Here is a 26,197-nt window from a genome sequence, read left to right as displayed (position 1 = left end):
GCTCGGAAGCGCGCAGACATGCGGCGCGCCGTGTGCTATTCGACCCGGAAAAGGCGCATCGACGTGCCGAGGACGGGAAGCACGTCCCCGGGGGCGAATACCTCCTCAGCGGACTCCGGGCGCTCGTCCGCACTCGACCACAGCGAGACGAAGCGCGTCGCTCCCTCGAGCTCCTCGGGCAGACGGACGTCGATGGGCGACTCCGTCCCGTGCACGATGAGCAGGATGCGGTTCGCGGGCTCCTGATCGGGGGTGGACGCGGCGACGTACTGCAGCGTGCGGTTGCCGGGGTCCGTCCACTGCTCGCTCTCCATGGTCTCGCCGTTCTGGTCGAACCATTCCATGACGGAGGCGTTGGGGATGTGCTCGCCCAGACGGGCATAGCGGCTCGGACGCAAGGCCGGATTCTCGGCGCGCAGCCGGATGAGACGCGTCACGTGCGCGCGCAGATCTTCCTGCCAGGGCTCGGGATCCCAGCTCAACCATGTGAGGGCGGAGTCCTGTGCGTAGGCGTTGTTGTTGCCGCGCTGCGTGCGCCCGACCTCGTCTCCCGCCGTGAGCATGGGGATGCCGGCGGAGAGGAGCAGCGTCCCGAGGAGGTTCCGCATGGCCTTGCGACGTGTCGCGAGGATGCCCGCGTCGTCGGTGGGTCCCTCGATGCCGTGGTTGAAGGCGCGGTTCGTGTCGGCGCCGTCGCGGTTGTGCTCGCCGTTGGCCTCGTTGTGCTTGACGTCGTACGACACGAGGTCGTTCAGGGTGAAGCCGTCGTGCGCGGTGACGAAGTTGATGCTCGCGAGCGGGCCGCGCGTCTCGGAGAAGGTATTGGAGGAGCCGGCGAGGCGGGTCGCGAAGCCGCCGATGCCGACGGGGGCGGAGGCCCGGCGTGCGTAGTCGATGTCGCTGAGCCAGAAGTTGCGGACCCGATCCCGGTAGCGGTCGTTCCATTCGTGCCAGCCGGTCGGGAAGTTCCCGGTCTGCCAGCCGCCGAGGCCCACGTCCCAGGGCTCGGCGATGAGCTTGGTGTCGCGCAGGACGGGGTCATCGGCGATCGCCGCGAGCAGCGGGTGGTCGGGCGTGTAGGTGTGCGATGCGTCGCGCGCGATCGCGGTCGCGAGGTCGAAGCGGAAGCCGTCGATCTGCATCTCCTGCGCCCAGTAGCGCAGCGAGTCGAGCACGAGGCGTGCACCGGCATCCGTCGAGGTGTCGAGCGTGTTCCCGCAGCCCGTCGTGTCGATGTACGCGCCCGCGGCGTCCTGCCGGTAGTAGCTCGCGTTGTCGATCCCGCGGAGGCTCGAGCGCGGCCCGCCGATGCCCTCCTCGGAGGTGTGGTTGTACACGACGTCCAGGATCACCTCGAGTCCGGCCTCGTGCAGCAGACGCACCATGCCCTTGAACTCGGCGAGGACGGCCTCGGGGCCTCCCTTGCGGGCGTCGTCCGTGGCGTACGCGGTGTGCGGGGTGAAGAAGTTCAGGGTGTTGTAGCCCCAGTAGTTCGTGAGTCCGCGTTCGAGCAGCCGCGGCTCCGGCACGAAGGCGTGCACGGGGAGCAGCTCGATCGACGTGACGCCCAGGTCCTGGAAGTACTGGATCATCGCGGGGTGGGCGAGTCCGGCGTAGGTGCCGTGCAGCGCCGGAGGCATGTCCGGCTGACGCTTGGTCAGCCCCTTCAGATGCCCCTCGTAGATCACCGTGCGGTCGAGGGGGATGCGCGGCTTGGCGGAATCGCCCCAGTCGAAGCCGTCCTCGATGACCACCGAGCGCCACTCCTCGTAGCCGTCGCCCTGCGCGAGCCCCCGGGCGTAGGGGTCGAGGAGAAGGGTCTCGGGATTGAACGTGTTGCCGGGGCCGTGCGGTCCGCCGACGCGGAGCGCGTAGCGGGTCCCCGGCTGCAAGAGCGGTGTCGTGACCTCCCAGACGCCGCCGGGCAGACGCTCGAGATCGACTTGGTCCGTGGCCCAGTCGAGGTCCTCTGCGTCGAAGACGACGAGCTCGACGGACGACGCGTTCTGCGACCAGACGCGCAGCGTCCCGACGCCGTCGTGCAGACGCACGCCGAGATCGTCGAGAGTGGTGCCGCCGGGCGCGGCGAGGACTCGATTCGCGGGCATGAGTACACCCTAGAGCGCCGAGCCTGGGTGTCATGACGGGCGACATCCGGTATATCGGCCCGGGAAGGCTGGAGCGTGCGCCCGGGAAATGGGGGAGAGTGGAAGGATGCAGCACTATCTCGACCACGCCGCGACCACTCCGCTGCGCCCCGAGGCCCGTGAGGCCTGGGTGCGCGCGAGCGAGCTGGTCGGGAACGCGTCCTCGACGCACGGCGCCGGTCAGGGTGCGCGGAGACTCCTCGAGGAGTCGCGCGAGCGCCTCGCCGCCGTCCTCGGATGCGATCCGATCGAGGTCGTGCTCACCTCGGGTGGCACCGAGTCGATCAACCTCGCGCTGAAGGGGCTCTGGTCGGCGCGTGCGAACGGCACCGACGCGATCGTGCTGCCGGATGCCGAGCACCACGCGACCATGGACACCGTCGAGGCCCTCGTGTCGGCGGGCGCCGTCGTACGAGGCGTCCGGGTGTCGTCGACGGCGGCGATCGACGTGATGGACTTCCGGGAGCGGCTGCCGGGTGCGGCGCTCGCGACCGCGCTCGTCGCGAACAACGAGGCGGGGACCCTGAACGACTCCGCAGCGCTTGCGGCATCCGCCGCCGAGGCGGACGTGCCGCTGCACCTCGACGCCGTCGCCGCGCTGGGGCACGTGCACCTTTCGTTCCGTGGGCTGCGAGCAGAGGCGGCGCCCGGCAGCGGACTCGTCGCCCTCAGCGTTGCGGGGCACAAGGTCGGCGCACCGGTGGGTGTCGGGGCGCTGGTCGTCTCCCGGACCGCCCGGCTCAGTGCGCTGCTCCACGGTGGCGCTCAGCAGCGCGGATTGCGCGCGGGAACTCAGGACGTCGCGGGAGCCGCGGCGTTCGCCGTCGCCGTCGAGCTCGCGGAGTCCGAGCGTGAGACCGAGCATCGTCGCCTCTCGGCGCTGCGCGAGCGGCTGGTCTCCGGCATCCTGACCCGCGTGCCCGTTGCGGAGCTGCTGGGCGATCCCGCGCACCGACTCCCGGGCAACGCGCACGTGCTCTTCCCCGGGGCGGTGGGGGAGAGCCTGCTGTTCCTGCTGGACATGCACGGGATCGCCGCATCGACCGGATCGGCGTGCCAGGCCGGAGTCGCCGAACCCTCGCACGTCGTGACGGCCATGGGACGCAGCGAGCAGGACGCCCGCAGCGTGCTGCGCTTCACCCTCGGGCGGACCTCCACGGCGGCCGATGTGGATGCCGTCCTCGCGGCGATCGCGGACGTCTACGCCCGGGCATCCGGGTCCGGTCCAGGCGACCGCTCGTAGACTGGTCGTATGAGGATCCTGGCAGCCATGAGCGGCGGCGTCGACTCCGCCGTCGCGGCCGCGCGTGCCGTCGAGGCGGGGCACGACGTCGTCGGCGTGCACCTCGCGCTCTCGCGTGCGGGCGGCACGTTGCGCACCGGCAGTCGCGGCTGCTGCACGATCGAGGACGCGCTGGACGCGCGGCGGGCTGCCGACGTGCTCGGCATCCCCTTCTACGTGTGGGACTTCTCCGAGCGTTTCCGCGACGACGTGATCGCCGACTTCGTGTCGGAGTACCAGGCCGGACGCACCCCGAACCCCTGCATGCGCTGCAACGAGAAGATCAAGTTCGCCGCGCTGCTGGAGCGCGCGATCGAGCTGGGCTTCGACGCCGTGTGCACAGGCCACTACGCGACGCTCGTGCCGACGGAGGCCGGGCTCGAGCTGCACCGCGCGGCCGACAACGCCAAGGACCAGTCCTACGTTCTCGGCGTGCTGACGGCCGACCAGCTCGCGCACACGTACTTCCCCCTCGGGACCACCCCGTCGAAGGCGATCGTGCGCGCCGAGGCCGCCGCGCGTGGTCTGAGCGTCGCGCAGAAACCGGACAGCCACGACATCTGCTTCATCCCCGACGGCGACACGCGCGGATGGCTGGCCGAGAAGGTCGGCACGGCGACGGGGGAGATCGTGGATCGCACCGGCGCCGTCGTCGGATCGCACGAGGGCGCGCACGCGTTCACGGTTGGGCAGCGGCGCGGGCTCAAGCTCGGAGTACCGGCCACCGATGGCAAGCCTCGCTTCGTCCTCGAGGTGCGGCCCGTCTCGAACACGGTCGTGGTGGGTCCCAAGGAGGCGCTTGCGACGCGGGAGATCGCAGGGGAGCGGTTCAGTTGGGCGGGCGCGGCGCCTGTCGAGACGGAGTTCGCCTGCGACGTGCAGATCCGAGCGCACGCCGAACCCGTGCCGGGTCGGGCGACGGTGTCGGACCTCGGCGTCACTGTCGTTCCCGACGAGCCGCTCGACGGCGTGGCTCCCGGACAGACCGCGGTGCTGTACGTCGGCACGCGCGTGCTCGGTCAGTTCACGATCGACCACACGGTCTCGGCGGTGCCGGTCGAGGCGTAGCGTCCCCTGTCGATGTCGGTCGTCGCTCGTAGACTGAGCGGGTGCCGCAGAACATCTCGCTGGAAGACGCCCGCACCGAGGCCGAGGAACTGACGAACCGGATCCTCGAGGCGAAGGACGCGTACTACGGGCGCGACACCTCGCTCGTCGATGACGCCACGTACGACGGTTGGATGCACCGCCTCGAGGAGCTCGAGCGACTGCACCCCGAGCTGCAGGGACAGGACTCGCCGACGCAGATGGTGGGTGCGGCCGAGGCGACCGGTCTCGCGACGATCGAGCACGCCGAGCGGATGCTCAGCCTCGACAACGTCTTCTCGATCGAGGAGCTCCGCGACTGGGCCGCCAAGACACGCGCGTCGGCGGGCCGCGACGTCGACTGGCTCACCGAGCTGAAGATCGACGGCCTCGCGATCAACCTGCGGTACGAGAACGGGCGGCTGACGTCGGCGGCGACGCGCGGCGACGGCCGTGTGGGCGAGATCGTCACGGAGAACGCCCTGCGTCTCCCCATGATCCCGGCGCAGCTGAGCGGCACGGGGCATCCGTCCATCGTCGAGGTCCGCGGTGAGGTCTTCATCCCGGTGGCCGCGTTCGAGCGGTTGAACGCCGCACAGGCCGAGTTCCGCGAGCGCGCGTACGACGAGGCGCTCTCGCGCTGGGAGGCGCGGGGCGGCGTGAAGAAGCCCTTCGATGAGGAGAAGGCTCGCACGGCTGCTGCCCGCCGGTTCCCCTCCTTCGCCAACCCCCGCAACGCCGCGAGCGGGGGTCTGCGCCAGCAGATCGACAAGAAGAACGGGATGGAGCTCGAAGCGGGTCTCCTCCGTATCGAGTCGCTCGACCTCTACGTGCACGGCATCGGCGCGTGGGAGAACCCGCCGGTCGCCGCACAGAGCCAGGTCTACGAGCTTCTCGCCGAGTGGGGACTGCCGACGAGCCCGCACACGAAGGTCTGCAGCACGATCGACGAGGTCGTCGAGTTCGTCGAGTACTTCGGCGAGCACCGCCACGACATCGAGCACGAGCTGGACGGCATCGTGGTCAAGGTCGACGAGCTCGCGCTGCACGACGAGCTCGGCGCGACGAGCCGTGCGCCGCGATGGGCCATCGCGTACAAGTACCCGCCCGAGGAGGTGCAGACCAAGCTCCTCGACATCGTCGTGTCGGTGGGCCGCACCGGCCGTGCTACGCCGTTCGCGGTGATGGCGCCGGCGCACGTCGCGGGGTCCGTCGTGCGACAGGCGACCCTGCACAACAAGGACGTCGTCAAGGCGAAGGGTGTGCTCATCGGCGACACGGTCGTGCTGCGCAAGGCCGGCGACGTGATCCCCGAGGTCCTCGGCCCCGTGGTCGAGAAGCGGGACGGCACCGAGCGCGAGTTCGTGATGCCCGCGGACTGCCCTGAGTGCGGCACGCCGCTGCGGCCCATGAAGGAGGGCGACATCGACCTGCGGTGCCCGAACGCCCGGTCGTGCCCCGCCCAGGTGCGTGGTCGTGTCGAGCACATCGGCTCTCGCGGCGGTCTCGACATCGAGGCGCTCGGTGAGGTGACGGCCGCTGCGCTGACGCAGCCGACGTCGCCGTCGACGCCTCCGCTCGAGACCGAGGCGGGACTGTTCGCACTCACGCTCGAGCAGATCGTGCCGATCGAGCTCGTCGTGAAGGACGCGGAGACGGGGCTGCCCAAGGAGGACGAGGACGGACTCGTGAAGACCCGGGCACCGTTCCGCCGGAACCCCACGACCGCCGAGAAGAAGTCCGGCGTCGACGGACCGCAGCCCTCCTCGCAGGCCGTCACGCTGCTCGCAGAGCTCGAGAAGGCCAAGACCAAGGACCTCTGGCGTCTGCTCGTGTCGCTCAACATCCGTCACGTCGGACCGTCCGCGGCGCGAGCGCTGGCGCAGTGGTTCGGGTCGCTCGACGCGATTCGCGCGGCGTCCCGAGACGAACTCGCGGCGGTGGAGGGCGTCGGCGGCATCATCGCCGATTCCCTGCTCGCCTGGTTCGAGGTCGACTGGCACCAGGAGATCGTTCGGCAGTGGACGGATGCCGGCGTGCAGTGGGCGACCCCGGGACATCCGGGACCGGGCGGAGCCGTCGCGGAAGGCGGCGTCCTCGAGGGGCTGACAGTCGTCGCGACCGGTTCGCTCGACGGCTACACGCGCGACGGTGCCCAGGAGGCGATCATCCAGGCCGGGGGCAAGGCCGCGTCGAGCGTGTCCAAGAAGACGGACTTCGTCGCCGCGGGCCCGGGCGCGGGGTCAAAGCTCGCGAAGGCCGAGGAGCTCGGCATCCGCGTGTTGGACGCCGCCCAATTCCGCATCCTCGTGACAGAAGGACCGGACGCTCTCGGATGAGGCGCTACGGACCGCTGCTCGCCGTCCCCGGTGCACTCGCGGTGGGCGACCCCGGTCGGCATCATCTCCGGTTGACGCCCGACGCCGTGGTCGTGCGCGAAGGGATCGAGAACCGCGGGATGATCCCGTGGGATCGTGTCGAACGGATACGGCTGGATGTGCCGACCACGAGGTTCCGCCTGCCCGGACTCGTCGGCACGATCGTCCTCGGGGCGGCATCCGCGCTCGCACAGACCGACATCGGGGCCGATCCCGAGGACGGCACGCTGACGATCACCGTGGACGGTGACCCGCAGACCTCACCACTCAGCCGGCATCATGTCGGTGGATACTGGACCCCCACCGTCGATGGTGCACACCGCCTGCTCGACCAGCTCATCGCCGTTCCTGAACAGCGGGCCCTGCTCGCACGACCGGAGGCGCTCGTGGATGTCGCCGCGAAGCTCGCACGGACCTCGACGCCCTGACACGCCGACCATGCGGCTGCACCGGCGTTCGACGGGGTCGGGCCGGCGTTCGGCGGGGTCAGAGTGCGCGGGACATCCGGAGCTCGTGCAGCCCGTCGACGCTGCCGCCTTCTCCGAACTTCTCACGCCCGTCGAGCTCCCAGCCGTGCGCGCGGTAGAAGCCGATCGCCCTCTCGTTGCCGTCCAGCGCCCACAGGTATCCCTGTTCACGCCCTTCGCCGCGCAGAGCATCCTCGACGTGGCGGATGAGCGCCCGCCCGACGCCGCGTGACCACACGTCCGGGTGGGCGTACAAGCCTGCGATCTCCCCCTGATCATCACTGCCGGCATCGCGTCCGCCGCCGAAGCTCGCCCATCCGACGATGCGTCCCTCGAGCTCCGCGACGACCAGCCGATGGGGGACCGGACCATAGGCATCGGTGGACTCCCCGACCAGGGATCGTTCGATCCAGGTGGTCCACATCTCCGTCCGCGCGTCGACGCTCTGCCGGTCGAGCACGTCCTGGTCGATGAGCCCCGCGTACGCGGAGCGCCAGGAATCCACATGCACGACGGCCACGCCGTGCGCGTCTCGGACGGTCGCGCCTCTGATCACCAGCATCCGGTCACCCTAGCGCGGGCACAGCTGCGGAGCGCGGGACCGACACTCCGCAGAACACGGGGGATGCCGCGGCGTGTCGCTCGCGCCATCCGAAACTGTGCCGGGGTCCGAGCCGAGCGGACGCGGGCGTCAGCCCTTGTGGCGCGGCTTGCGTGCCGGGCGGTCGTCGCGAGTCGGACGGTCGTCGCGGCGGTCGTAACGCGGACGCTCGTCACGACGCTCGAAGCGGTCACGACCGCCCTCGCGGGGTGCACGGCGGGCGCCAGGACCGCGATCCGGCTTGATCTCGATCAGGCGGCCCGAGATCCTCGTGTCGCTCAACTTGGCGAGCACCGCCGGGTCGAGGTTCGCGGGCAGCTCGACGATCGAGAAGTCCGGGCGGATGTTGATCGCGCCGAAGTCGTCCCGGCCGAGGCCGCCCTCGTTCGCGAGCGCTCCGACGATCTGACGCGGCTCGACGCGGTGGCGGCGACCGACCTCGATGCGATAGGCCGCGTAGTCGCCGCGCCCTCGCCGCTCACGCGGTTCGCGGTTCTCGCGCGGTTCACGGGTCGTACGCTCACGCGGCGGACGGTTGTCGTACTCGACGGCGCGTGCAAGGGCGTCGTCCTGGGGATCCAACAGGAGCGGCTGGTCTCCCTGAGCGACCACGGCGAGCGCCGCCGCGACATCCGCCTCCGGCACGTCATGGTTGCGCACGTAGTGGGCGATGATGTCACGGAACTTCTCGATGCGGGATGCGTCGCCGAGCGCGGTGGTGATCGCGTCGTCGAAACGCGCAAGACGCGTCGTGTTGACGTCGTCGGTCGTCGGCAGCTGCATCTGCGTCGGCTGCTGGCGCGTGGCCTTCTCGATGTGCTTGAGCAGGTAGCGCTCGCGCGGGGTGATGAAGCTGATGGCGTCGCCCGTGCGTCCCGCGCGGCCGGTGCGGCCGATGCGGTGCACATAGGACTCGGTGTCGGTCGGGATGTCGAAGTTCACGACATGGCTGATGCGCTCGACGTCGAGTCCGCGAGCGGCGACGTCGGTCGCCACGAGGATGTCGAGCTTGCCGTCCTTGAGCTGGTTCACGCTGCGCTCGCGCTGCACCTGCGGCACGTCGCCGTTGATCGCGGCGGCCGAGTAGCCGCGGGCTCGGAGCTTCTCGGCCAGGGTCTCGGTCTCGTTCTTCGTGCGGACGAACACGATCATGCCGTCGAAGTTCTCGACCTCGAGGATGCGGGTGAGCGCATCGACCTTCTGCGCATACGACACGACGAGGTAGCGCTGCGTGATGTTCGTGTTCGTCGCCGTCTTCGACTTGATCGTGATCTCCTCGGGATCACGGAGGTACTGCTGCGCGAGGCGACGGATCTGCGCCGGCATCGTGGCGGAGAACAGGGCGACCTGCTTCTCGACGGGCGTCTGCGCGAGGATCTGCTCGACGTCCTCCGCGAAGCCCATCTTCAGCATCTCGTCGGCCTCGTCAAGCACGAGGTACTGGAGCTCCGAGAGGTCGAGCGTGCCCTTGGCGAGGTGGTCCATGATGCGACCCGGGGTGCCGACGACGACATGCACGCCGCGTCGGAGGGCCGACAGCTGCACGCCGTAGCCCTGGCCGCCGTAGACGGGCAGCACGTGGACGCCCTTCATCTTCGAGGCGTACGACTCGAACGCCTCGCAGACCTGGAGTGCGAGTTCACGGGTCGGGGCGAGCACGAGCGCCTGCGGCGTCTTCTGCGACACGTCGAGCCGCTCGAGCACGGGCAGCGCGAACGCCGCCGTCTTGCCGGTGCCGGTCTGGGCCATGCCGACGACGTCGCGGCCGGAGAGCAGCGTCGGGATGGTCGCGGCCTGGATGGGCGAGGGTGTCTCGTATCCGAGATCCTTGATGGACTTGAGGACGGGCCCGGTGATCCCGAGCTCCTCGAATCCGGGGGTCGAGGGGGTGTCGGTGGGCGCAGCGTCTTCAGGAGTCACTGATCAAGGGTAGCGTCTCGCGACGCGCGCCACCTGGTGATGCGTTCAGGACCCGCTGGTGAGAGCGAGCAGCTTCTCCTTCACCTGGCGCCGCAGCACTTTGCCGATCAGGGACTTCGGCAGTTCGTCGACCACGAACACACGGCGGGGCACTTTGTACGGCGTGAGGATGCTGCGTGCGTACTCGCGCACGGCCTCGACGTCGATATCCGCACCGGGGTCGACGACGATCGCCGCCACGACCTCCTCTCCGGAGTGCTCGCTGGGGAGTCCGATGACGGCGGCGTCGACGACCTGCGGATGCTGTCGCAGGGCGTTCTCGACCTCGGTCGGTGCCACGTTGAAGCCGCCGGTGATGATGAGCTCCTTGATGCGGTCGACGATGCGGATGAAGCCGGCCTCGTCGACCGTGACGATGTCGCCGGTGCGGAACCAGCCGTCGACGAACACCGCTTCGGTCTCCTCGGGCTTGCCGTAGTACCCGGAGAACACCTGCGGACCGCGGACCACCAGCTCGCCGGCCGAACCCGAGGGAACGTCGGCGGAGGGATTCTCGGGATCGACGACACGGCACTCGGTACCGGGCAGCGGGAGGCCGACGGTGCCGGGGACGCGGTTGTCGGCGACCGGGTTCGCCATCAGGACGGGGGAGCACTCGCTGAGGCCGTAGCCCTCGACGAGGTAGCCGCCGGTCGCCTGCTCGAACGGCACGACGAGCTCGTGGGGGAGAGCCATGGCTCCCGAGATCGCGACCTCGATACCCGCGAGCGACACGCCCTTCTTCTGGGCGGCGCGCAGAAGCCGGTCGGCGATCGGCGGCACGAGGGGCAGGAACGTCGCGGGATGCTTCTTCATGACGTCGAGCACGAGGTCGGGATCGAACTTCGGGAACAGCACGAGGCGTGCGCCCATCGACATCGCGAACGTGAGGCACAGCGTGAGGCCGTAGGCGTGGAACATCGGCAGCACGGCGTAGACGACGCATCCCTTGCCCCGCTGGATGGAGGGCACCCAGGCCTGGGCCTGCGCGGCGTTCGCGAGGAGGTTGCGATGCGTGAGCGATGCGCCCTTCGGCGTGCCGGTCGTGCCGGAGGTGTACTGGATGATCGCGAGGTCGTCGGTCGCGGGCTTCGGGTGCGAGGCGGGCAGCGGCTGCGAGCCCACGATCGTGTCCCAGGTGACGGTGCCGCGCACGCGCTCAGTCAGTGCGGCGCGCGACTCACGCGCCTTCGCGACGGGCAGGCGCAGCGCCACCCGGGTCAGGAACGGCATGGCGCGGGTGACGTCGACCGACACGAGGTTCGTGACGGCGAGGTCGGTGGGGAAGTCCTGCACGGTCGAGACGACCTTGTTCCAGACGATCGCGTGCTTGGCGCCGTGGTCCTCGAACTGCTTGCGCAGCTCGCGCGGCGTGTAGAGCGGATTGTGTTCGACGACGACCGCGCCGAGCCGCAGCACGGCGTAGAACGCCACGATGTGCTGGGGGCAGTTGGGGAGGACGATCGCGACCGGGTCCCCGGCGCGCACCCCGAGGTCGCGGAGCCCGGCGGCGGCGCGGTCGATCGCGTCCTGCATGTCCGCATAGGTGGTCTCGCGCCCGAAGAACTGCAGCGCGGGAGCATTCGGGTAGTCACGGGCGGAGGCCGCGACGATGTCGATCAGCGATCCGGAGACCGGGGCGAGGTCGTCGGGGACGCCGTCCGCGTAGCTGGCGATCCACGGGCGAGGAGGCTCATACGTGCTCACGTGCCCAGCATAGGGCGGTGCCCCCTCGACTGCGGGTGACGACCGGGGCGCTGACTAGACTGGAGGGGTGTCTGAAATCACCCCTGATCTTGTGCGCCATCTCGGCGTGCTCGCGCGCATCCAGCTGAACGACGACGAGGTGACGCGGCTCACGGGTCAGCTCGACGCCATCGTCGACAACATCGCGAAGGTATCGGAGGTCGCGACCGCCGACGTCGCGGCGACGAGCCACCCGATCCCGCTGAGCAACGTCTTCCGCCCCGACGTGGTCGGGCAGACGCTCACGCATGAGCAGGTGCTGCAGAACGCACCCGACCAGGCCGACGGCCGGTTCCGCGTGACCGCGATCCTGGGAGAAGAGCAGTGAGCGACATCATCCGCCTGACCGCGGCCGAACTGGCCGACAAGCTCGCTTCGCGCGAGATCTCGAGTGTCGAGGCCACGCAGGCCCACCTCGACCGGATCGCCGCCGTGGACGGCGACGTGCACGCCTTCCTGCACGTGAACGAGGGTGCGATCGCGGCGGCCTCCGAGATCGACGCCCGTCGCGCGGCGGGGGACGAGCTCGGCCCGATCGCTGGCGTGCCGCTCGCGATCAAGGACGTCCTCGTCACGACCGATCAGCCCACGACCAGCGGATCGCGCATCCTCGAGGGCTACCGCTCGCCCTACGACGCCACGGTCGTCGCCCGCTCGCGCGCCGCGGGTCTCGTGCCGCTCGGCAAGACCAACATGGACGAGTTCGCGATGGGTTCGTCGACCGAGCACTCCGCTTACGGGCCGACGCGTAACCCCTGGGACCTCGACCGGATCCCCGGCGGATCCGGCGGCGGTTCGGCCGCCGCCGTCGCGGCCTTCGAGGCACCGCTCGCGCTCGGCTCCGACACGGGCGGTTCCATCCGTCAGCCCGCCCATGTCACCGGCACGGTGGGCGTCAAGCCGACCTACGGCGGTGTGAGCCGGTACGGTGCGATCGCACTGGCGTCTAGCCTCGACCAAGTCGGCCCCGTCACGCGCACCGTGCTCGACGCTGGTCTGCTGCACGACGCGATCGGCGGACACGACCCCAAGGACTCCACGTCGCTCACCGATTCCTGGCCGTCGTTCGCCCAGGCGGCGCGCGAGGGTGCACGCGGCGACGTGCTGAAGGGCCTCAAGGTCGGCGTGATCCGGGAGCTCCCCGACAGCGGCTTCCAGCCGGGCGTCGCCGAGTCGTTCCGCAGCGCGCTGGCGTTGATGGAGGCCCAGGGAGCGGAGATCGTCGAGGTCGGTGCGCCGCACTTCGAATACGGTGTCGCCGCGTACTACCTGATCCTCCCGGCGGAGGCGTCGAGCAACCTCGCGAAGTTCGACTCCGTGCGCTTCGGCCTCCGGGTCACGCCCGACGGCAACCCGACCGTCGAGGACGTCATGTCCGCGACCCGCGACGCGGGCTTCGGCGACGAGGTCAAGCGCCGCATCATCCTCGGCACTTACGCGCTCTCGGCGGGATACTACGACGCCTACTACGGCAGCGCGCAGAAGGTCCGCACGCTGATCCAGCAGGATTTCGCGAACGCGTTCGCCGACGTCGACGTCATCGCCACGCCGTCCGCTCCGACGACGGCCTTCAAGCTCGGCGAGAAGATCGACGACCCGCTGCAGATGTACCTGAACGACATCACCACGATCCCGGTGAACCTCGCCGGTGTTCCCGGCATCTCGATCCCCAGCGGTCTCGCCTCGGACGACGGGCTGCCCGTCGGCATCCAGTTCATCGCTCCGGCCCGTGAGGACGCCCGCCTGTACCAGGTGGGTGCCGCCCTCGAGACCCTGCTCGTCGACTCGTGGGGAGCGCCGCTCCTCACCCGTGCACCCCAGCTCGTGGGAGGGACCCGCTGATGGCCGCTGCCAAGCTCATGGACTTCGACAAGGCGCTGGAGCTGTTCGAGCCCGTCCTCGGGTTCGAGGTGCACGTCGAGCTCAACACGAACACGAAGATGTTCTCGGATGCGCCGAACCCGGCCAACGAGCTCTATCACGCGGCTGAGCCGAACACGCTCATCGCCCCGGTCGACCTCGGCCTGCCCGGATCGCTTCCGGTCGTGAACGAGACGGCGATCCGCTCGTCGATCAGCCTCGGCCTCGCGCTCGGCTGCTCGATCGCCGAGTCGAGTCGCTTCGCGCGGAAGAACTACTTCTACCCGGACCTCGGCAAGAACTACCAGATCTCGCAGTACGACGAGCCGATCGCGTTCGAGGGGTCGGTCGAGGTCGAGCTCGAGGACGGCACGCTCGTCACGATCCCGATCGAGCGCGCGCACATGGAGGAGGATGCCGGCAAGCTGACCCACATGGGCGGCGCGACCGGACGCATCCAGGGCGCCGAGTACTCGCTCGTCGACTACAACCGGGCGGGAGTGCCGCTCGTCGAGATCGTCACGAAGACGATCTTCGGCGCCGAGCACCGCGCACCCGAGGTCGCGAAGGCCTACGTGGCCGCGATCCGCGACATCGTCCGGGGCCTGGGTATCTCCGAGGCGCGACTCGAACGCGGCAACCTGCGCTGCGACGCGAACGTCTCGCTGCGTCCGCGCGGAGTCGAGAAGCTCGGCACCCGCACCGAGACCAAGAACGTCAACTCGATGCGCTCGGTCGAGCGTGCGGTCCGCTACGAGATCCAGCGCCAGGCGCAGATCCTCGCCGACGGCGGCACCATCACGCAGGAGACCCGTCACTGGCATGAGGACACCGGCACGACATCGCCGGGGCGTCCGAAGTCGGATGCCGACGACTACCGCTACTTCCCCGAGCCCGACCTGCTGCCCGTGCAGCCGGCGCGCGAGCTCGTCGAGGAGCTTCGCGCCGCCCTGCCGGAGCAGCCCGTCGCGCGTCGCCGCCGCCTGATGGGCGAGTGGGGATTCACCGACCTCGAGTTCCAGGACGTCCGCAACGGCGGCCTCGTCGAGGTCGTCGAGGCGACCGTCGCCGCCGGTGCGACGCCCGCCTCCGCACGCAAGTGGTGGACGGGCGAGATCACCCGCCTCGCGAACGCGCGGGAGAAGGACGCGACCGAGCTGGTCTCGCCGGAGAACGTGGCCGCCCTCCAGCAGCTCGTCGATGCGGGTACCCTGACCGACAAGCTGGCACGCCAGGTGCTCGAGGGCGTCATCGCCGGCGAGGGCACGCCGCAGCAGGTCGTGGATGCCCGTGGTCTGGCGGTCGTCTCGGACGACGGCGCGCTGATCGCCGCCATCGACGAGGCGCTCGCGGCCCAGCCCGACATCCTCGCGAAGATCAAGGACGGCAAGGTTCAGGCGGCGGGAGCGGTGATCGGAGCGGTCATGAAGGCGATGAAGGGCCAGGCCGACGCCGCACGCGTGCGCGAACTGGTCCTGGAGCGCGCGGCGCAATGATCTGTCGGCGGACTCGACGGCCCGCGGGTCGCCGGGTCCGCCGGACCGGTTGTCCCCGGCCCGAGGGACAATGGATTCATGGGTCACGGTGACGGCAGAGGGCGGATGGTGTCGTCCGCCGATGCCGACGACACCGGCACCCGCATCCTGCACGTCGACATGGACGCGTTCTATGCGGCCGTCGAGGTGCTCGACGACCCCAGTCTGCACGGACTGCCGCTGATCATCGGCTCCCCGGACGGTCGGTCCGTGGTGTCCAGCGCCTCCTACGAAGCGCGACGCTACGGCGTGCGCTCAGCCATGCCGGTGTCCCAGGCGGTGCGACTGTGCCCGACCGCGCGCATCGTGCCCCCGCACTTCCACCGCTATCAGGAGGTCTCGCGCCAGGTCATGGCGATTTTCGAGTCCTTCACCCCGCTCGTCGAGCCGCTCTCGGTCGACGAGGCGTTCCTCGATGTGCAGGGCGTACGTCGGCTGTGGGGGAGCCCCGCGCATATCGCGCAGCTCGTGCGCGGCCGCGTGCAGGCGGAGGTGGGCATCACGTGCAGCGTCGGCGTCGCAGCGACCAAGCACGTCGCCAAGATGGCGTCCACGATCGCCAAGCCCGACGGGATGCTCGTGATCGCAGCCCGCGACACGCAGGCGTTCCTCGATCCACGGCCCGTGCGAGCCATGTGGGGCGTGGGGCCGAAGGCCGCAGAGGCGCTGGAAGGCCGCGGCATCCGCACGATCCGCGACATCCGGGAGTCCTCCAGCGACATGCTCGATCGCGCCGTCGGTCCTGCGCTCGGCTCCCGTCTGGTCGCGCTGTCCCGCGGGGAGGACGCACGCGCGGTCGAGACCGAGCGCATGGAGAAGAGCATCGGCCACGAGGAGACCTTCGACGTCGACGTCACGGACCGGATCTTCCTCGGGGCGGAGCTCATGCGACTCGCCGATCGCGTCGCCGCTCGACTGCGTCGCGCGGAGTGGGAAGCGGCGACCGTGTCGATCAAGGTGCGGTTCGACGATTTCCGCACGCTGACGCGTTCCCAGACGCTCCCGGAGCCGACCGCGGTCGGGCAGCGCATCGGCGAGGCCGCGCGCGGCCTGTTCGCACAGATCGATCGCCGTGATCCCATCCGACTCGTGGGCGTCCGCGCGGAGAACTTCCGGCCCGCAGGTGGCGGCGGGATCGCGCTCTGGGACGACGACGAGGACTGGCGTCGCGTGGAAGGCGCGATGGATGACGCCGTCGCACGCTTCGGCAACGCGTCCATCACGCGGGCGAGGCACATCGGGCGAGGCGACGGGCGCGGCGCCGCCCGGCATCCCAAAGACCACGGCGTCGAATGACCCTGCTTTTCGTCGGGTCCTGGACTAGCGTGGACGCATGCCCAACATCGCACTGGAACTCGGCAAGCAGGCAGCGGACTTCGGCGTCAAGAGCGCCTACGGCGAACCGCAGGACGTCGACGGAGTGAGCATCACACCCGTCGCCTTCACGTACTCGGGTTTCGGCGGCGGCAGCGGCGACGGTGCCGAAGGCGGCGGAGGCGGGGGCATCTCCGTTCCGGTGGGCGTCTACGTGCGTCGTGAGGAAGGGCTGCGCTTCGAGCCCAACATCGTGACCCTGCTCGTCGTCGCCGTGCCGTTCGTCTGGGTCGCCGGACGCGCGCTCTCCCGCATCATCCGTGCCCTCAAGAAGTGACGATCCGGTCGCGGCGGCTCTCGATGACGCCGCGACACTGATCGTCGCGGACATCCGTGCGGTGGCCGCCACCAACCCGGTGGTGCTCGTCGACGGACGCAGTGGGGCGGGGAAGACATCGCTCGCGAGACTCCTGGTCGACCGGTGGCCGGTGCGCGGCCGCGTGCAGCTCATCGCACTCGACTCGATCTACCCCGGCTGGGACGGACTCGACTCAGGCGTGGAGCGAGCTCTCGACGGCATCCTCCGCCCGCACGGCCGGGGCCTGCTCGGAACGTGGAACCGCTGGGACTGGGAGCACGAGCGGGATGCGGAGAGCCACGCCGTCGACCCGTCGCTGAGCCTGCTCGTCGAAGGCAGCGGCATCCTGACACCCGCCACAGCCGCGATCGCCGACGTGCGCATCTGGGTCGATTCCGGAGTCGAGTCGCGCAAGCGGCGGGCACTCGCACGGGACGGCGACACCTATCGACCGCACTGGGACCGCTGGGCCCGCCAGGAGGAGTCGCACCTGCGAAGGGACGATCCCCGATCGCTCGCGACCCGGATCGTCACGATCCCCTGACAGGCCCGCCGCCGTGCTCAGGATCCGTCGAGCTCGTCGGCAGCCTGGACGATGACCTCGAGACGGTATCCGAGCCAGTCGTAGATGCCGAATCTCGCGTCCTCGGGGTCATGGTCGTCATCGCGTTCGATGCCCAGTCGAGCGGCGATCACGAGACGCAGCGCCGCGAGCGTGCGCAGCCAGGCATCCGCATCCGCCGCCGTCAGCGTGACATCGAGTTCGACGAAGGCCTCCGCCTCGGTCAGCTCGTCGTCGGCGCGCACGGCGGACAACGCGTGACGCACGACCTCGGCATCGTGCAGTCGGCGGTCGAAGAGGTCTGCGCGGGTCGCCTCGCGGAACTCCCGCGCGGCCTCTGCATCGCCCGGGTACGCATCCGGCGCGAGCCGATTCACCGCCGGGTCGGAGAGATCGCGGTCCGATCCGACGAGTTCGACGAAGTCATCCACCAACCTCGACAACTGGATGCCCTCGATCCGCGCCATCCGCATCGCGATCGTCGCGCTCACGAGCCGACCTTCCGCACGGTGGCCCAGAGTCCGTAGTCGTGCATGGCCTGCGCATGCACCTCCATGGTCTCGCGGGGACCCGTCGAGACGATCGCATGCCCGTCGTGATGAACCGAGAGCATGAGCCGCGTCGCATGATCGGTCGAGTAGCCGAAATACGTGCGGAAGACCCGCACGACATAGCTCATCAGGTTGACCGGATCGTTCCAGACGACGACCTCCCAGGGGTTCATCGGAGCAGCCGAAAGATCCAGATCCTGATCGATGTCCGGGCTCGCGAGCGGGGTCATGCCCACCCCAGCTCGTGCAGCTGCTCGTCATCGATGCCGTAGAAGTGCGCGATCTCATGCACGAGGGTCGTGTGAACCTCATCGCGCAACTCATCCTCGTCGTCGCACGCGGCCAGATGCGGTTCGCGATACACGACGATCCTGTCCGGGAGCTCGCCCATCCCGTACTGGGTCCTCTCGGTCAGTGCCAGTCCGTCGTAGAGGCCGAGCAGATCGAGACTGCCGTCCTCCGGTCGGTCCTCGACCACGAACACGACGTTGTCGAGTCCCTCGACCATGTCGTCGGGCAGTCGGTCGAGCTCGTCGATCACGAGCTCTTCGAAGGCAGCAGCATCCATCTCCATCGCCCCCAGCCTATGACGCGCACCTCAGGGACGGTCGCCGGCGGTCAATGAAGGAACACCAGCAGCGCGGCGACCCCGATGAACAGGGCGCCGAACACGCTGTTGAGCGTGCGCTGACCGCGGGCGGAACGTGTGAGCTGACGGAAGGGGCGGGCCGCCGCGGCGAAGAACCCCCACATGACAAGCACGTCGACGACGATCACCGTGACGATGAGGGTCACGTACTGGGGGAGCTGCGGTTCGTCGAGGCGCACGAACTGGGGGATGAACGCGAGGAAGAAGACGATCGCCTTCGGGTTGAGGAGGTTCACCCAGAAGCCGCGCCTGATCATCGACCAGTGTCCCTCTCGTGCGTCGACCGCCTCTTCCGGGCTCGCGCGCAGGTTCGGACGCGTGAGGATCAGGCGGACGCCGAGGTACACGAGATAGGCCGCCCCCGCGTAGCGGATGACGGTGAACAGGATCTCGGATCGGGCGACGATGAGTCCGACGCCGGCTGCGACGATGACGACGTGCACGATCAGGGCGAGCTGCTGTCCGATGATTCCCCAGATCGACCGCCGCCAGCCTTGGCTCAGCGCGTTCGACATCGTGTTGATCGCGCCTGCTCCCGGAGTGAAGCTGATGACCACGCACGCGGCGAGGAGGGAGAACCAGACGGCGGGCGACACGTGGCAATTCTAGGGTCCACGCGCCGTCGCTTCCGGCGCCGCCTCCGTCGTCAGTCGACCGAGTGCGGTCGTTCCGGGAGGGTGTGCGGACGCAGGTCGAGTCGTCGGAGGAGCTGGGCGTTCAGCGCCACCACGATCGTCGAGAGCGACATGAGAACAGCGCCGACGGACATCGGCAGGACGAAGCCCCACGGTGCCAGCACTCCGGCCGCGAGCGGCACCGACAGGAGGTTGTAGCCGGCCGCCCACCACAGGTTCTGCGTCATCTTGCGATAACTCGCCCGCGACAGTGCGATCACAGAGCCGACCGTGCGCGGATCGTCGCTCGCCAGGATCACGCCGGCGGATGCGATCGCCACGTCGGTGCCGGCACCGATCGCAAGCCCGACATGCGCCTGTGCGAGAGCGGGAGCATCGTTGACCCCATCGCCGACCATCGCGACGGTGCGACCCTCGGACTGCAGCTCGCGCACCGTCGACGCCTTGTCCTCGGGGCGCACGCCCGCGAAGACGCGGTGGATGCCCAGCGCCTCTGCGACGTGCTCGGCCACGGCCTGAGCGTCGCCCGTGAGCATGACGACCTCGATGCCCTGATCGCGCAGCGCAGCGACGGCCTCGACGGATTCGGCTCGCACTTCGTCGGCGAGCCGCAGAGCGCCGATGACGCGGTGGTCGGCTACGACGTGCAGGATGATCGCGCCCTCTTCGCGCCACGCCGCCGCGATCGGGAGTTCCGCGAGTCGCTCCTCGTCGAGGAGGCGCGGTCCGCCGACGGCGACGAGGCGACCGTCGACCTGCGCCCGCACTCCGACAGCGGGGGAGGAGGTGAAGTCCGCGGCCGCGGGAGGAGCGAGCTCGCGCCGCCTCGCGGTGTCGACGATCGCCCGGGCGAGCGGGTGCTCCGAGTCGCTCTCCGCCGCCGCAGCGAGCCTCAGCACGTCGTCCTCCGCGACGCCGACAACGGTCTCGACGGCAGTCACGGTGGGCGCGCCCTTCGTCAGTGTGCCGGTCTTGTCGAACAGCACGGTGTCGACAGTCCGCATCGTCTCGAGCGCGAGCCGGTCCTTCACGAGGATGCCGGCGCGCGCGGCGCGCTCGGTCGCGATCGACACGACCAGCGGGATCGCGAGTCCGAGGGCGTGCGGGCAGGCGATCACCAGCACCGTGATCGTGCGGACCACGGCGTCATCGGGCAGGCCCAGCACCGTCCATACGATCGCGGTGACGAGCGCGGACCCCAGGGCGAACCAGAAGAGCCATGCGGCCGCGCGATCGGCGATCCGCTGGGCGCGCGACGACGACGCCTGCGCCTCACTGACCAGCCGCTGGATTCCGGCGAGAGCGGTGTCCGCGCCGACAGCGGTGATCTCGACGCGGATGCCGGAGTCCGTCGACACCGTGCCGGCGACCACGGCGTCGCCCACCGCCCGATCGACCGGGCGGGATTCACCCGTGATCATCGACTCGTCGACGCTGGCGGCACCCTGCACGATCCGCCCGTCGGCGGGGATGCGTCCGCCGGGCCGGACGATCACGACATCTCCGACGCGAAGGTCGGACGGCGCGACCAGCATGGTGCCGTCGGCCTCGATGCGCTCCGCCTCGTCCGGCAGAAGCGCCGCGAGCGAGTCCAGCGCGTTGGTGGTCTGTGCGAGGGATCGCATCTCGATCCAATGCCCCAGCAGCATGATGACGATCAGGAGTGCCAGCTCCCACCAGAACTCGAGCTCGTGATGGAGCACGCCGAGCGACGCACCCCAGGACGCGAGGAACGCCACCGTGATCGCGAGCCCGATGAGCAGCATCATCCCGGGACGGCGGGCTTTGAGTTCAGCGGCTGCGCCGGTGAGGAACGGGGACCCGCCCCAGAAGTACATGACAGAGCCCAGGATCGGCGCGATCCATCGAAGCGGGCCCGGCACCTCGTAGCCCAGGATCATGGCGAACATCGGGGAGGTGGCGACGACCGGAAGTGAGACGGCCAACATGATCCAGAACAGGCGTCGGAAACGCTCGGTGTGTCCGGCATGGCCGCCGTGGCCCGAATGAGCGGTGTGACTCGTGGGATCGGCGTGGCTTGTGGGGTCGGCGTGGCTTGTGGGGTCGGCGTGGCTCGTAGGTTCGGCGTGGCCTGAGTGACCTGCGTGGTTGTGCGACATGGTGGAGCTCCGTCCTCTCGTCCCTGACCAGAACCATATACCCCCTAGGGGTATTCCAGAACGTGAGAAAAAGGCCCGGGTCTGAGACCCGGGCCTTCCTGGGGTGAGTAACGGGACTCGAACCCGCGACATCCGGCACCACAAGCCAGCGCTCTACCAGCTGAGCTATACCCACCATGCGCCGATCGGAATCGGCAACCAGACGAGTCTATTACATGTTTGGGGTGAACTCTGACACGGTGCGGCTCGCGATCTCGCGTGCGTCGTCGCTCGAGGGGCCGGGCTCGTCGACGAACACGGCCTCGCGGTAGTACCGGAGCTCGCGGATCGACTCCAGGATGTCGGCGAGTGCCCGGTGCCCGCCGTCCTTGGCCGGGGCCTGGAAGAACACGCGCGGATACCAGCGACGAGACAGTTCTTTGATGCTCGAGACATCGACGTTGCGGTAGTGCAGCCAGTGGTCGACCTGCGGCATGTACTTCGCGAGGAACATGCGATCGGTGCCGATCGTGTTGCCGGCGAGCGGCGCCTTGCGCTCGACGGGTGCGAAGCGCTTGATGTACGCGAGAGTCTGCTCCTCGGCCTCTGCGAGCGAGAGTCCGTCGGTGATCTCGGTGATGAGCCCGGACTTCTCGTGCATCGCAGTGACGAAGTCGTTCATGTGCGCGAGGGCAGCGTCGCTCGGCCGGATGACCACCTGGAACCCCGGATCGACCGGGTTGAGCTCGAAGTCAGTGATGACGACCGCGATCTCGACGAGCTCATCCACGGAGAGATCGAGTCCGGTCATCTCGCAGTCGATCCAGACGAGCCGGTCGTTCTCAGACGCAGATACCATGCCGACATCCTATCGACGGCTCCGACATCGGGCTCCGGCGCGGTACCGTAGAGTGCCCGCCTCCGTAGCTCAGGGGAAAGAGCAGGAGCCTTCTAATCTCTTGGTCGCAGGTTCGAATCCTGCCGGGGGCACGTAATCCGCATTCTTGGACGCTCGAAGTCCTGGTCTGCCCTGTCCGGTGCGTATTCAGCCGTTGCGGAGCGCGGCGACTGCGTCATCGGCTCGCCAGAAGTCCCCCACGAGGCGGAACGTCGCCGTCGGCAGGTGCAGGCGTTCTGCGCGGTAGCGCACGCCGAGCGGGTCGCTGGCGAGACGGAGGTGTCCGAGGACGCGCCCGGAGGCATCCTGCACACGCCACAGATGAGCGGATGCGCGGATCAGGTGCTCGCGCCGAGACGATAGCTGCGGAGTGGCGTACGGGACCTCGGGAAGCGTCGTGCTCGTGGTGTGGGACATCGGTTCTCCTCTCTGATTCGAACATATGGCCGACCACCGACATTCCTTGGAGTCGGCGTGGACGGCGGACTCGGCGACTCGTTCTCCACATCGGGGGACGTGCGCCGACCGTCCACATATCGCGGGTTCCGGGTCTCGCGGCGTCGGACGACGCGCGCAGGATGTCAGCACCCGGGCGATCAGACCCGGATCACAGAGGAGCAGACATGCAGGACATCGTGACCATCGTGGGCAATGTGGCGACCGATCCGACTCAGGGGAGGACGGCGGGAGGCGTGCCCGTCACGAACTTCCGGCTGGCCAGCTCGCATCGTCGCTTCGACGACGCGACGCAGACCTGGGTCGAGGTGGCCACCAACTGGTACTCGGTCGCCGCGTTCCGCGGGCTCGCCGAGAACGTCAAGACATCGCTGCGCGCGGGCGACAGCGTGATCGTCGTCGGGCGTCTGAAGATCCGAGCCTGGGAGAACAACGGCAAGCAGGGGACGAGCGTCGACATCGATGCCGATGCGATCGGCCACGACCTCAAGTGGGGTACTGCGAACTACCGCAGGACGCCGCGAGCCAGCAACGACGAGGGAGCGCGCCGAGGCGGCGGAGAGGCGATGTCCGATGCCGCAGACGATGCTCCGTCGGCGCACGACGCCGCGACTGACCGGAGGGAGAGGGATGGAGACGCGCTCGACGTCGACGTCGCGTGGGCGGATCCCGCGCTGTCTGCGCGACGGGACGACTCGGCCCGTACGCAGGAAGCAGAGGGTGTCGGCGCTCAGCGGTGATGTCCACCGACGGGACTCGCCGCGGCCTCGCGCACGTCCGTGAGCAGGAGCACGCCCCGTAGACTCGGGGCGTGCTTCGACGATCGGCTTCCTCCGCGACGCGCGTAATGCTGTCCCTCACCGCTCTCGGGGCCGCGCTCCTCCTGGCGGCCTGTGGGCCGACCGGCGACGCGGTGCCGTCGCCGGATGCCGAGACAGCGGCGCCCGGTCCGACAGCCACGCCGGAAGGCCCCGTCTTCGTCGCAGACGGCAGCGCCGACGACAACCTTCCGCTGTTCAGCGCGGTCACCGCTCAGGTGTGGGCGACGGATCAACGCGGCGCCGGCCGCGCATACATCGACGCTCTCATCGCCGCAGGCTTCGACCGCGCCGCGATGCAGGTCACGCAGGATGTGTCGACCGTCGGGAATGCGGCGGAGAGTCTTCAGTTCTCGGTGGCATGGGGAGACTCCGAGTGCTTGGTCGGTCAGGTCGGGCCGTCGACGGGAGAGCCGGTCGCCGTCGTCATGCCCCAGCTCGACGGCGGACGCTGCCTGATCGGCACCACGCGCGCCATCGACTGGTGAGTTCCGGCTGGGCCGGTAGGCTGGAGTGTCGATCTTCGACGCCAACAGAAGGAGCGGTTTTCGGTGGCTGAGTACATCTACTCGATGGTTCGCGCACGCAAGGCGGTGGGTGAGAAGCTCATCCTCGACGACGTCACGATGTCGTTCCTGCCCGGTGCCAAGATCGGCATGGTCGGCCCGAACGGCGCCGGAAAGTCGACGATCCTCAAGATCATGGCAGGACTCGACACGCCGTCGAACGGCGAGGCGAAGCTGACGCCGGGTTTCACGGTCGGCATCCTCATGCAGGAGCCCGAGCTCGACGAGTCGAAGACGGTGCTGGAGAACATCCAGGACGGCATCGCGATCAAGGCGAAGCTCGATCGCTTCAACGAGATCTCCGCTCTCATGGCCGACCCCGACGCGGACTTCGACGCGCTCCTCGCCGAGATGGGGACCCTCCAGGAGGAGATCGACGCGGCTGACGGGTGGGACCTCGACTCGCAGCTCGACCAGGCGATGGACGCGCTCCGCACGCCTCCGGGAGACGCCGCGATCGCGCCGCTGTCGGGCGGTGAGAAGCGTCGCGTCGCACTCGCGAAGCTCCTGCTGCAGAAGCCCGACCTGCTGCTCCTCGACGAGCCCACCAACCACCTCGACGCGGAGAGCGTGCTCTGGCTCGAGCAGCACCTGCAGGCCTACAAGGGCGCGGTCATCGCGATCACGCACGATCGGTACTTCCTCGACCACGTGGCCGAATGGATCGCCGAGGTCGACCGCGGCCGCCTGATCGGCTACGAGGGCAACTACTCGACCTATCTGGAGAAGAAGGGCGAGCGCCTCGAGATCCAGGGCAAGAAGGATGCGAAGCTCGCGAAGCGCCTCAAGGAGGAGCTCGAGTGGGTGCGCTCCAGCGCCAAGGGTCGTCAGACGAAGTCGAAGGCGCGTCTCGCCCGATACGAGGAGATGGCGGCCGAGGCGGAGCGGACCCGGAAGCTCGACTTCGAGGAGATCCAGATCCCGGCGGGTCCCCGTCTCGGCAACGTCGTGATCGAGGCCAAGAAGCTGCAGAAGGGCTTCGACGGACGCTCCCTGATCGACGGACTGAGCTTCAGCCTGCCGCCGAACGGCATCGTCGGCGTGATCGGCCCGAACGGCGTCGGAAAGACCACGCTCTTCAAGACGATCGTGGGGCTCGAGCCTCTCGACGGCGGCGACCTCAAGATCGGCGAGACCGTCAAGATCAGCTACGTCGACCAGTCGCGTGCGAACATCGACCCCGACAAGACGCTGTGGGAGGTCGTCTCCGACGGACTCGACTTCATCACGGTCGGCAAGACGGAGATCCCCTCCCGCGCCTACGTCTCGAAGTTCGGCTTCAAGGGTCCGGACCAGCAGAAGAAGGCCGGAGTGCTCTCCGGCGGTGAGCGCAACCGACTGAACCTGGCCCTCACGCTCAAGGAGGGCGGCAACCTGTTGCTCCTCGACGAGCCGACCAACGACCTCGACGTCGAGACCCTGAGCTCGCTCGAGAACGCCCTGCTCGAATTCCCCGGCTGCGCCGTGGTCATCACCCACGACCGGTGGTTCCTCGACCGCATCGCGACCCACATCCTCGCCTACGAGGGCACCGACGAGAAGCCCGACCAGTGGTACTGGTTCGAGGGCAACTTCGAAGCGTATGAGGAGAACAAGATCGAGCGCCTCGGACCGGACGCGGCGAAGCCCCACCGCTCCACGCACCGCAAGCTCACGCGCGACTGATTCGCATGACCGAAGCGATCCCCGGGCCCCGTCTGCACATCCCTATCCACCTGCGCTGGGGAGATCTGGACGCCTTCAACCACGTCAACAACACCTCGATGCTGAAGCTGCTCGAGGAGGCGCGGGTGCGAGCGTTCTGGCGGGCGGGACCGGGGGAGCAGGCTCCATCCACGGCTGTTCTCGACTCAGGGCTCGACGAGGGGATTCTCACCCTCATCGCGCGCCAGGAGATCGAGTACCTCGCGCCGGTGCCGTACCAGCGCCGTCCGCTCGAGGTGCAGATGTGGTTCGGCAAGCTCGGCGGATCCAGCGTCGAGGTCTGCTACGAGGTGCACAACGACCCCTCGGCCGAGCCCCGCACGATCTACGCGCGCTCGACGGCCGTCATCGTGCTCGTGGACGCGGCTACCGGCCGGCCCACGCGACTGACGCCGGAGATGCGCGAGGCCTGGGAGCCGTACGTAGGCCCGTCCATCGAGTACGCGCACCGCTGACGCCCATACGCCAGGACCGTTGGATCCGGATGCGTTCGGTTCGGTCCGCACCCGTTGGGGGTCAGCCGGTC

Annotated in this window: 25 protein-coding genes and 2 tRNA genes; 15 read left to right on the top strand and 12 right to left on the bottom strand. The window is 69.0% G+C overall.

Features of this window, described 5'->3' with window-relative positions:
- Positions 1-35 precede the first annotated feature (35 nt).
- Complete coding sequence (gene glgX / locus MRBLMX7_RS01700) at positions 36-2,108, bottom strand: glycogen debranching protein GlgX (protein WP_363365915.1); 2,073 nt, start codon at positions 2,106-2,108, stop codon at positions 36-38.
- A gap of 106 nt (positions 2,109-2,214) precedes the next feature.
- Between glgX and MRBLMX7_RS01695 the strand changes: the two genes are divergently transcribed.
- The 4 genes from MRBLMX7_RS01695 to MRBLMX7_RS01680 are packed head-to-tail and all read left to right on the top strand — an operon-like array spanning position 2,215 to position 7,321.
- Entirely contained in the window at positions 2,215-3,390 is a 1,176-nt protein-coding gene (locus MRBLMX7_RS01695; RefSeq protein WP_363365914.1) for a cysteine desulfurase family protein, read from the top strand.
- Positions 3,391-3,399: 9 nt separating this feature from the next.
- A complete protein-coding gene (mnmA, locus tag MRBLMX7_RS01690) occupies positions 3,400-4,497 on the top strand; it encodes a tRNA 2-thiouridine(34) synthase MnmA (protein ID WP_363365913.1) in 1,098 nt (365 codons plus the stop codon).
- A gap of 41 nt (positions 4,498-4,538) precedes the next feature.
- Positions 4,539-6,854, top strand: a complete 2,316-nt coding sequence (gene ligA / locus MRBLMX7_RS01685; RefSeq protein ID WP_363365912.1) for an NAD-dependent DNA ligase LigA — start codon at positions 4,539-4,541, stop codon at positions 6,852-6,854.
- Positions 6,851-7,321 carry a hypothetical protein gene (locus tag MRBLMX7_RS01680; protein ID WP_363365911.1) on the top strand — a complete coding sequence of 157 codons (471 nt, stop codon included), beginning with the start codon at positions 6,851-6,853 and terminating at the stop codon, positions 7,319-7,321. The genes ligA and MRBLMX7_RS01680 overlap by 4 nt, the downstream gene beginning before the upstream one ends.
- A 58-nt stretch (positions 7,322-7,379) precedes the next feature.
- Here the strand turns inward: MRBLMX7_RS01680 and MRBLMX7_RS01675 are convergent, their stop codons facing one another.
- The 3 genes from MRBLMX7_RS01675 to MRBLMX7_RS01665 form a co-directional block, all read right to left on the bottom strand.
- Positions 7,380-7,922: a GNAT family N-acetyltransferase gene (locus MRBLMX7_RS01675; protein ID WP_363365910.1), complete on the bottom strand. Its 543-nt coding sequence runs from the start codon at positions 7,920-7,922 to the stop codon at positions 7,380-7,382.
- 129 nt (positions 7,923-8,051) lie between these two features.
- Positions 8,052-9,881, bottom strand: coding sequence for a DEAD/DEAH box helicase (locus MRBLMX7_RS01670; RefSeq protein WP_050721043.1), 1,830 nt, complete (start codon positions 9,879-9,881; stop codon positions 8,052-8,054).
- Positions 9,882-9,926: 45 nt separating this feature from the next.
- Positions 9,927-11,627, bottom strand: coding sequence for a long-chain-fatty-acid--CoA ligase (locus MRBLMX7_RS01665; RefSeq protein ID WP_363365909.1), 1,701 nt, complete (start codon positions 11,625-11,627; stop codon positions 9,927-9,929).
- Between the two features lie 67 nt (positions 11,628-11,694).
- Between MRBLMX7_RS01665 and gatC the strand changes: the two genes are divergently transcribed.
- From gatC to MRBLMX7_RS01635, 6 genes are all read left to right on the top strand, one after another.
- Positions 11,695-11,994: an Asp-tRNA(Asn)/Glu-tRNA(Gln) amidotransferase subunit GatC gene (gene gatC, locus MRBLMX7_RS01660; protein WP_050721041.1), complete on the top strand. Its 300-nt coding sequence runs from the start codon at positions 11,695-11,697 to the stop codon at positions 11,992-11,994.
- Positions 11,991-13,508: an Asp-tRNA(Asn)/Glu-tRNA(Gln) amidotransferase subunit GatA gene (gatA, locus tag MRBLMX7_RS01655; protein WP_363365908.1), complete on the top strand. Its 1,518-nt coding sequence runs from the start codon at positions 11,991-11,993 to the stop codon at positions 13,506-13,508. Before gatC ends, gatA begins: the two co-directional genes overlap by 4 nt.
- Complete coding sequence (gene gatB / locus MRBLMX7_RS01650) at positions 13,508-15,022, top strand: Asp-tRNA(Asn)/Glu-tRNA(Gln) amidotransferase subunit GatB (RefSeq protein WP_363365907.1); 1,515 nt, start codon at positions 13,508-13,510, stop codon at positions 15,020-15,022. Before gatA ends, gatB begins: the two co-directional genes overlap by 1 nt.
- A 78-nt stretch (positions 15,023-15,100) precedes the next feature.
- Positions 15,101-16,357, top strand: a complete 1,257-nt coding sequence (dinB, locus tag MRBLMX7_RS01645; RefSeq protein WP_363365906.1) for a DNA polymerase IV — start codon at positions 15,101-15,103, stop codon at positions 16,355-16,357.
- A 37-nt stretch (positions 16,358-16,394) separates the two neighbouring features.
- Positions 16,395-16,712 carry a hypothetical protein gene (locus tag MRBLMX7_RS01640; protein ID WP_050721037.1) on the top strand — a complete coding sequence of 106 codons (318 nt, stop codon included), beginning with the start codon at positions 16,395-16,397 and terminating at the stop codon, positions 16,710-16,712.
- Positions 16,696-17,277 carry a hypothetical protein gene (locus tag MRBLMX7_RS01635; protein WP_363365905.1) on the top strand — a complete coding sequence of 194 codons (582 nt, stop codon included), beginning with the start codon at positions 16,696-16,698 and terminating at the stop codon, positions 17,275-17,277. The genes MRBLMX7_RS01640 and MRBLMX7_RS01635 overlap by 17 nt, the downstream gene beginning before the upstream one ends.
- A gap of 17 nt (positions 17,278-17,294) precedes the next feature.
- Here MRBLMX7_RS01635 and MRBLMX7_RS01630 read toward each other — a convergent pair whose 3' ends face one another.
- From MRBLMX7_RS01630 to orn, 7 genes are all read right to left on the bottom strand, one after another.
- The gene (locus MRBLMX7_RS01630; RefSeq protein WP_363365904.1) at positions 17,295-17,786 is read right to left on the bottom strand and encodes a DUF2017 family protein; all 492 of its coding nucleotides are present in this window, start codon (positions 17,784-17,786) and stop codon (positions 17,295-17,297) included.
- Complete coding sequence (gene clpS / locus MRBLMX7_RS01625; RefSeq protein WP_363365903.1) at positions 17,783-18,076, bottom strand: ATP-dependent Clp protease adapter ClpS; 294 nt, start codon at positions 18,074-18,076, stop codon at positions 17,783-17,785. Before clpS ends, MRBLMX7_RS01630 begins: the two co-directional genes overlap by 4 nt.
- Entirely contained in the window at positions 18,073-18,420 is a 348-nt protein-coding gene (locus tag MRBLMX7_RS01620; RefSeq protein ID WP_363365902.1) for a metallopeptidase family protein, read from the bottom strand. Before MRBLMX7_RS01620 ends, clpS begins: the two co-directional genes overlap by 4 nt.
- Before the next feature lie 44 nt (positions 18,421-18,464).
- The gene (locus MRBLMX7_RS01615) at positions 18,465-19,091 is read right to left on the bottom strand and encodes a LysE family transporter (protein ID WP_363365901.1); all 627 of its coding nucleotides are present in this window, start codon (positions 19,089-19,091) and stop codon (positions 18,465-18,467) included.
- A 50-nt stretch (positions 19,092-19,141) separates the two neighbouring features.
- Positions 19,142-21,250: a heavy metal translocating P-type ATPase gene (locus tag MRBLMX7_RS01610; RefSeq protein WP_363365900.1), complete on the bottom strand. Its 2,109-nt coding sequence runs from the start codon at positions 21,248-21,250 to the stop codon at positions 19,142-19,144.
- Between the two features lie 99 nt (positions 21,251-21,349).
- Positions 21,350-21,425 (bottom strand) — tRNA-His (locus MRBLMX7_RS01605).
- Between the two features lie 36 nt (positions 21,426-21,461).
- Positions 21,462-22,088 (bottom strand): oligoribonuclease, encoded by a 627-nt coding sequence (orn, locus tag MRBLMX7_RS01600; RefSeq protein ID WP_363365899.1) that lies wholly within the window; start codon positions 22,086-22,088, stop codon positions 21,462-21,464.
- Positions 22,089-22,146: 58 nt separating this feature from the next.
- Here orn and MRBLMX7_RS01595 point away from each other — a divergent pair.
- A tRNA-Arg gene (locus MRBLMX7_RS01595) sits at positions 22,147-22,219 on the top strand.
- Positions 22,220-22,274: 55 nt separating this feature from the next.
- On the opposite strand, the gene MRBLMX7_RS01590 is transcribed toward MRBLMX7_RS01595, so the two are convergent.
- On the bottom strand, positions 22,275-22,544 hold the full coding sequence (locus tag MRBLMX7_RS01590) for a hypothetical protein (protein ID WP_050721033.1): 270 nt from the start codon (positions 22,542-22,544) through the stop codon (positions 22,275-22,277).
- Between the two features lie 206 nt (positions 22,545-22,750).
- On the opposite strand from MRBLMX7_RS01590, the gene MRBLMX7_RS01585 reads away from it, so the two are divergent.
- From MRBLMX7_RS01585 to MRBLMX7_RS01570, 4 genes are all read left to right on the top strand, one after another.
- The gene (locus MRBLMX7_RS01585; RefSeq protein WP_363365898.1) at positions 22,751-23,323 is read left to right on the top strand and encodes a single-stranded DNA-binding protein; all 573 of its coding nucleotides are present in this window, start codon (positions 22,751-22,753) and stop codon (positions 23,321-23,323) included.
- A gap of 107 nt (positions 23,324-23,430) precedes the next feature.
- Positions 23,431-23,889: a DUF6993 domain-containing protein gene (locus MRBLMX7_RS01580; protein ID WP_363365897.1), complete on the top strand. Its 459-nt coding sequence runs from the start codon at positions 23,431-23,433 to the stop codon at positions 23,887-23,889.
- Between the two features lie 63 nt (positions 23,890-23,952).
- Positions 23,953-25,632: an energy-dependent translational throttle protein EttA gene (gene ettA, locus MRBLMX7_RS01575; RefSeq protein ID WP_363365896.1), complete on the top strand. Its 1,680-nt coding sequence runs from the start codon at positions 23,953-23,955 to the stop codon at positions 25,630-25,632.
- Positions 25,633-25,637: 5 nt separating this feature from the next.
- Positions 25,638-26,126, top strand: coding sequence for an acyl-CoA thioesterase (locus MRBLMX7_RS01570; protein WP_363365895.1), 489 nt, complete (start codon positions 25,638-25,640; stop codon positions 26,124-26,126).
- Positions 26,127-26,197: the final 71 nt, after the last annotated feature.

The sequence above is a fragment of the Microbacterium sp. LMX7-1.2 genome (assembly GCF_040675935.1).
Lineage (GTDB): Bacteria > Actinomycetota > Actinomycetes > Actinomycetales > Microbacteriaceae > Microbacterium.
Note: the sequence above shows the minus strand (reverse complement) of the source record. Positions and strands in the feature narration are given on the sequence as shown.

Coding starts and splice junctions, on each gene's coding strand:
- glgX (WP_363365915.1), bottom strand. CDS start 2,108: ATGCCCGCGAATCGAGTCCTCGCCGCGCCCGGCGGCACCACTCTCGAC.
- MRBLMX7_RS01695 (WP_363365914.1), top strand. CDS start 2,215: ATGCAGCACTATCTCGACCACGCCGCGACCACTCCGCTGCGCCCCGAG.
- mnmA (WP_363365913.1), top strand. CDS start 3,400: ATGAGGATCCTGGCAGCCATGAGCGGCGGCGTCGACTCCGCCGTCGCG.
- MRBLMX7_RS01680 (WP_363365911.1), top strand. CDS start 6,851: ATGAGGCGCTACGGACCGCTGCTCGCCGTCCCCGGTGCACTCGCGGTG.
- MRBLMX7_RS01675 (WP_363365910.1), bottom strand. CDS start 7,922: ATGCTGGTGATCAGAGGCGCGACCGTCCGAGACGCGCACGGCGTGGCC.
- gatB (WP_363365907.1), top strand. CDS start 13,508: ATGGCCGCTGCCAAGCTCATGGACTTCGACAAGGCGCTGGAGCTGTTC.
- dinB (WP_363365906.1), top strand. CDS start 15,101: ATGGGTCACGGTGACGGCAGAGGGCGGATGGTGTCGTCCGCCGATGCC.
- MRBLMX7_RS01640 (WP_050721037.1), top strand. CDS start 16,395: ATGCCCAACATCGCACTGGAACTCGGCAAGCAGGCAGCGGACTTCGGC.
- clpS (WP_363365903.1), bottom strand. CDS start 18,076: ATGACCCCGCTCGCGAGCCCGGACATCGATCAGGATCTGGATCTTTCG.
- MRBLMX7_RS01620 (WP_363365902.1), bottom strand. CDS start 18,420: ATGGAGATGGATGCTGCTGCCTTCGAAGAGCTCGTGATCGACGAGCTC.
- MRBLMX7_RS01610 (WP_363365900.1), bottom strand. CDS start 21,250: ATGTCGCACAACCACGCAGGTCACTCAGGCCACGCCGAACCTACGAGC.
- orn (WP_363365899.1), bottom strand. CDS start 22,088: ATGGTATCTGCGTCTGAGAACGACCGGCTCGTCTGGATCGACTGCGAG.
- MRBLMX7_RS01590 (WP_050721033.1), bottom strand. CDS start 22,544: ATGTCCCACACCACGAGCACGACGCTTCCCGAGGTCCCGTACGCCACT.
- MRBLMX7_RS01585 (WP_363365898.1), top strand. CDS start 22,751: ATGCAGGACATCGTGACCATCGTGGGCAATGTGGCGACCGATCCGACT.
- MRBLMX7_RS01580 (WP_363365897.1), top strand. CDS start 23,431: ATGCTGTCCCTCACCGCTCTCGGGGCCGCGCTCCTCCTGGCGGCCTGT.
- MRBLMX7_RS01570 (WP_363365895.1), top strand. CDS start 25,638: ATGACCGAAGCGATCCCCGGGCCCCGTCTGCACATCCCTATCCACCTG.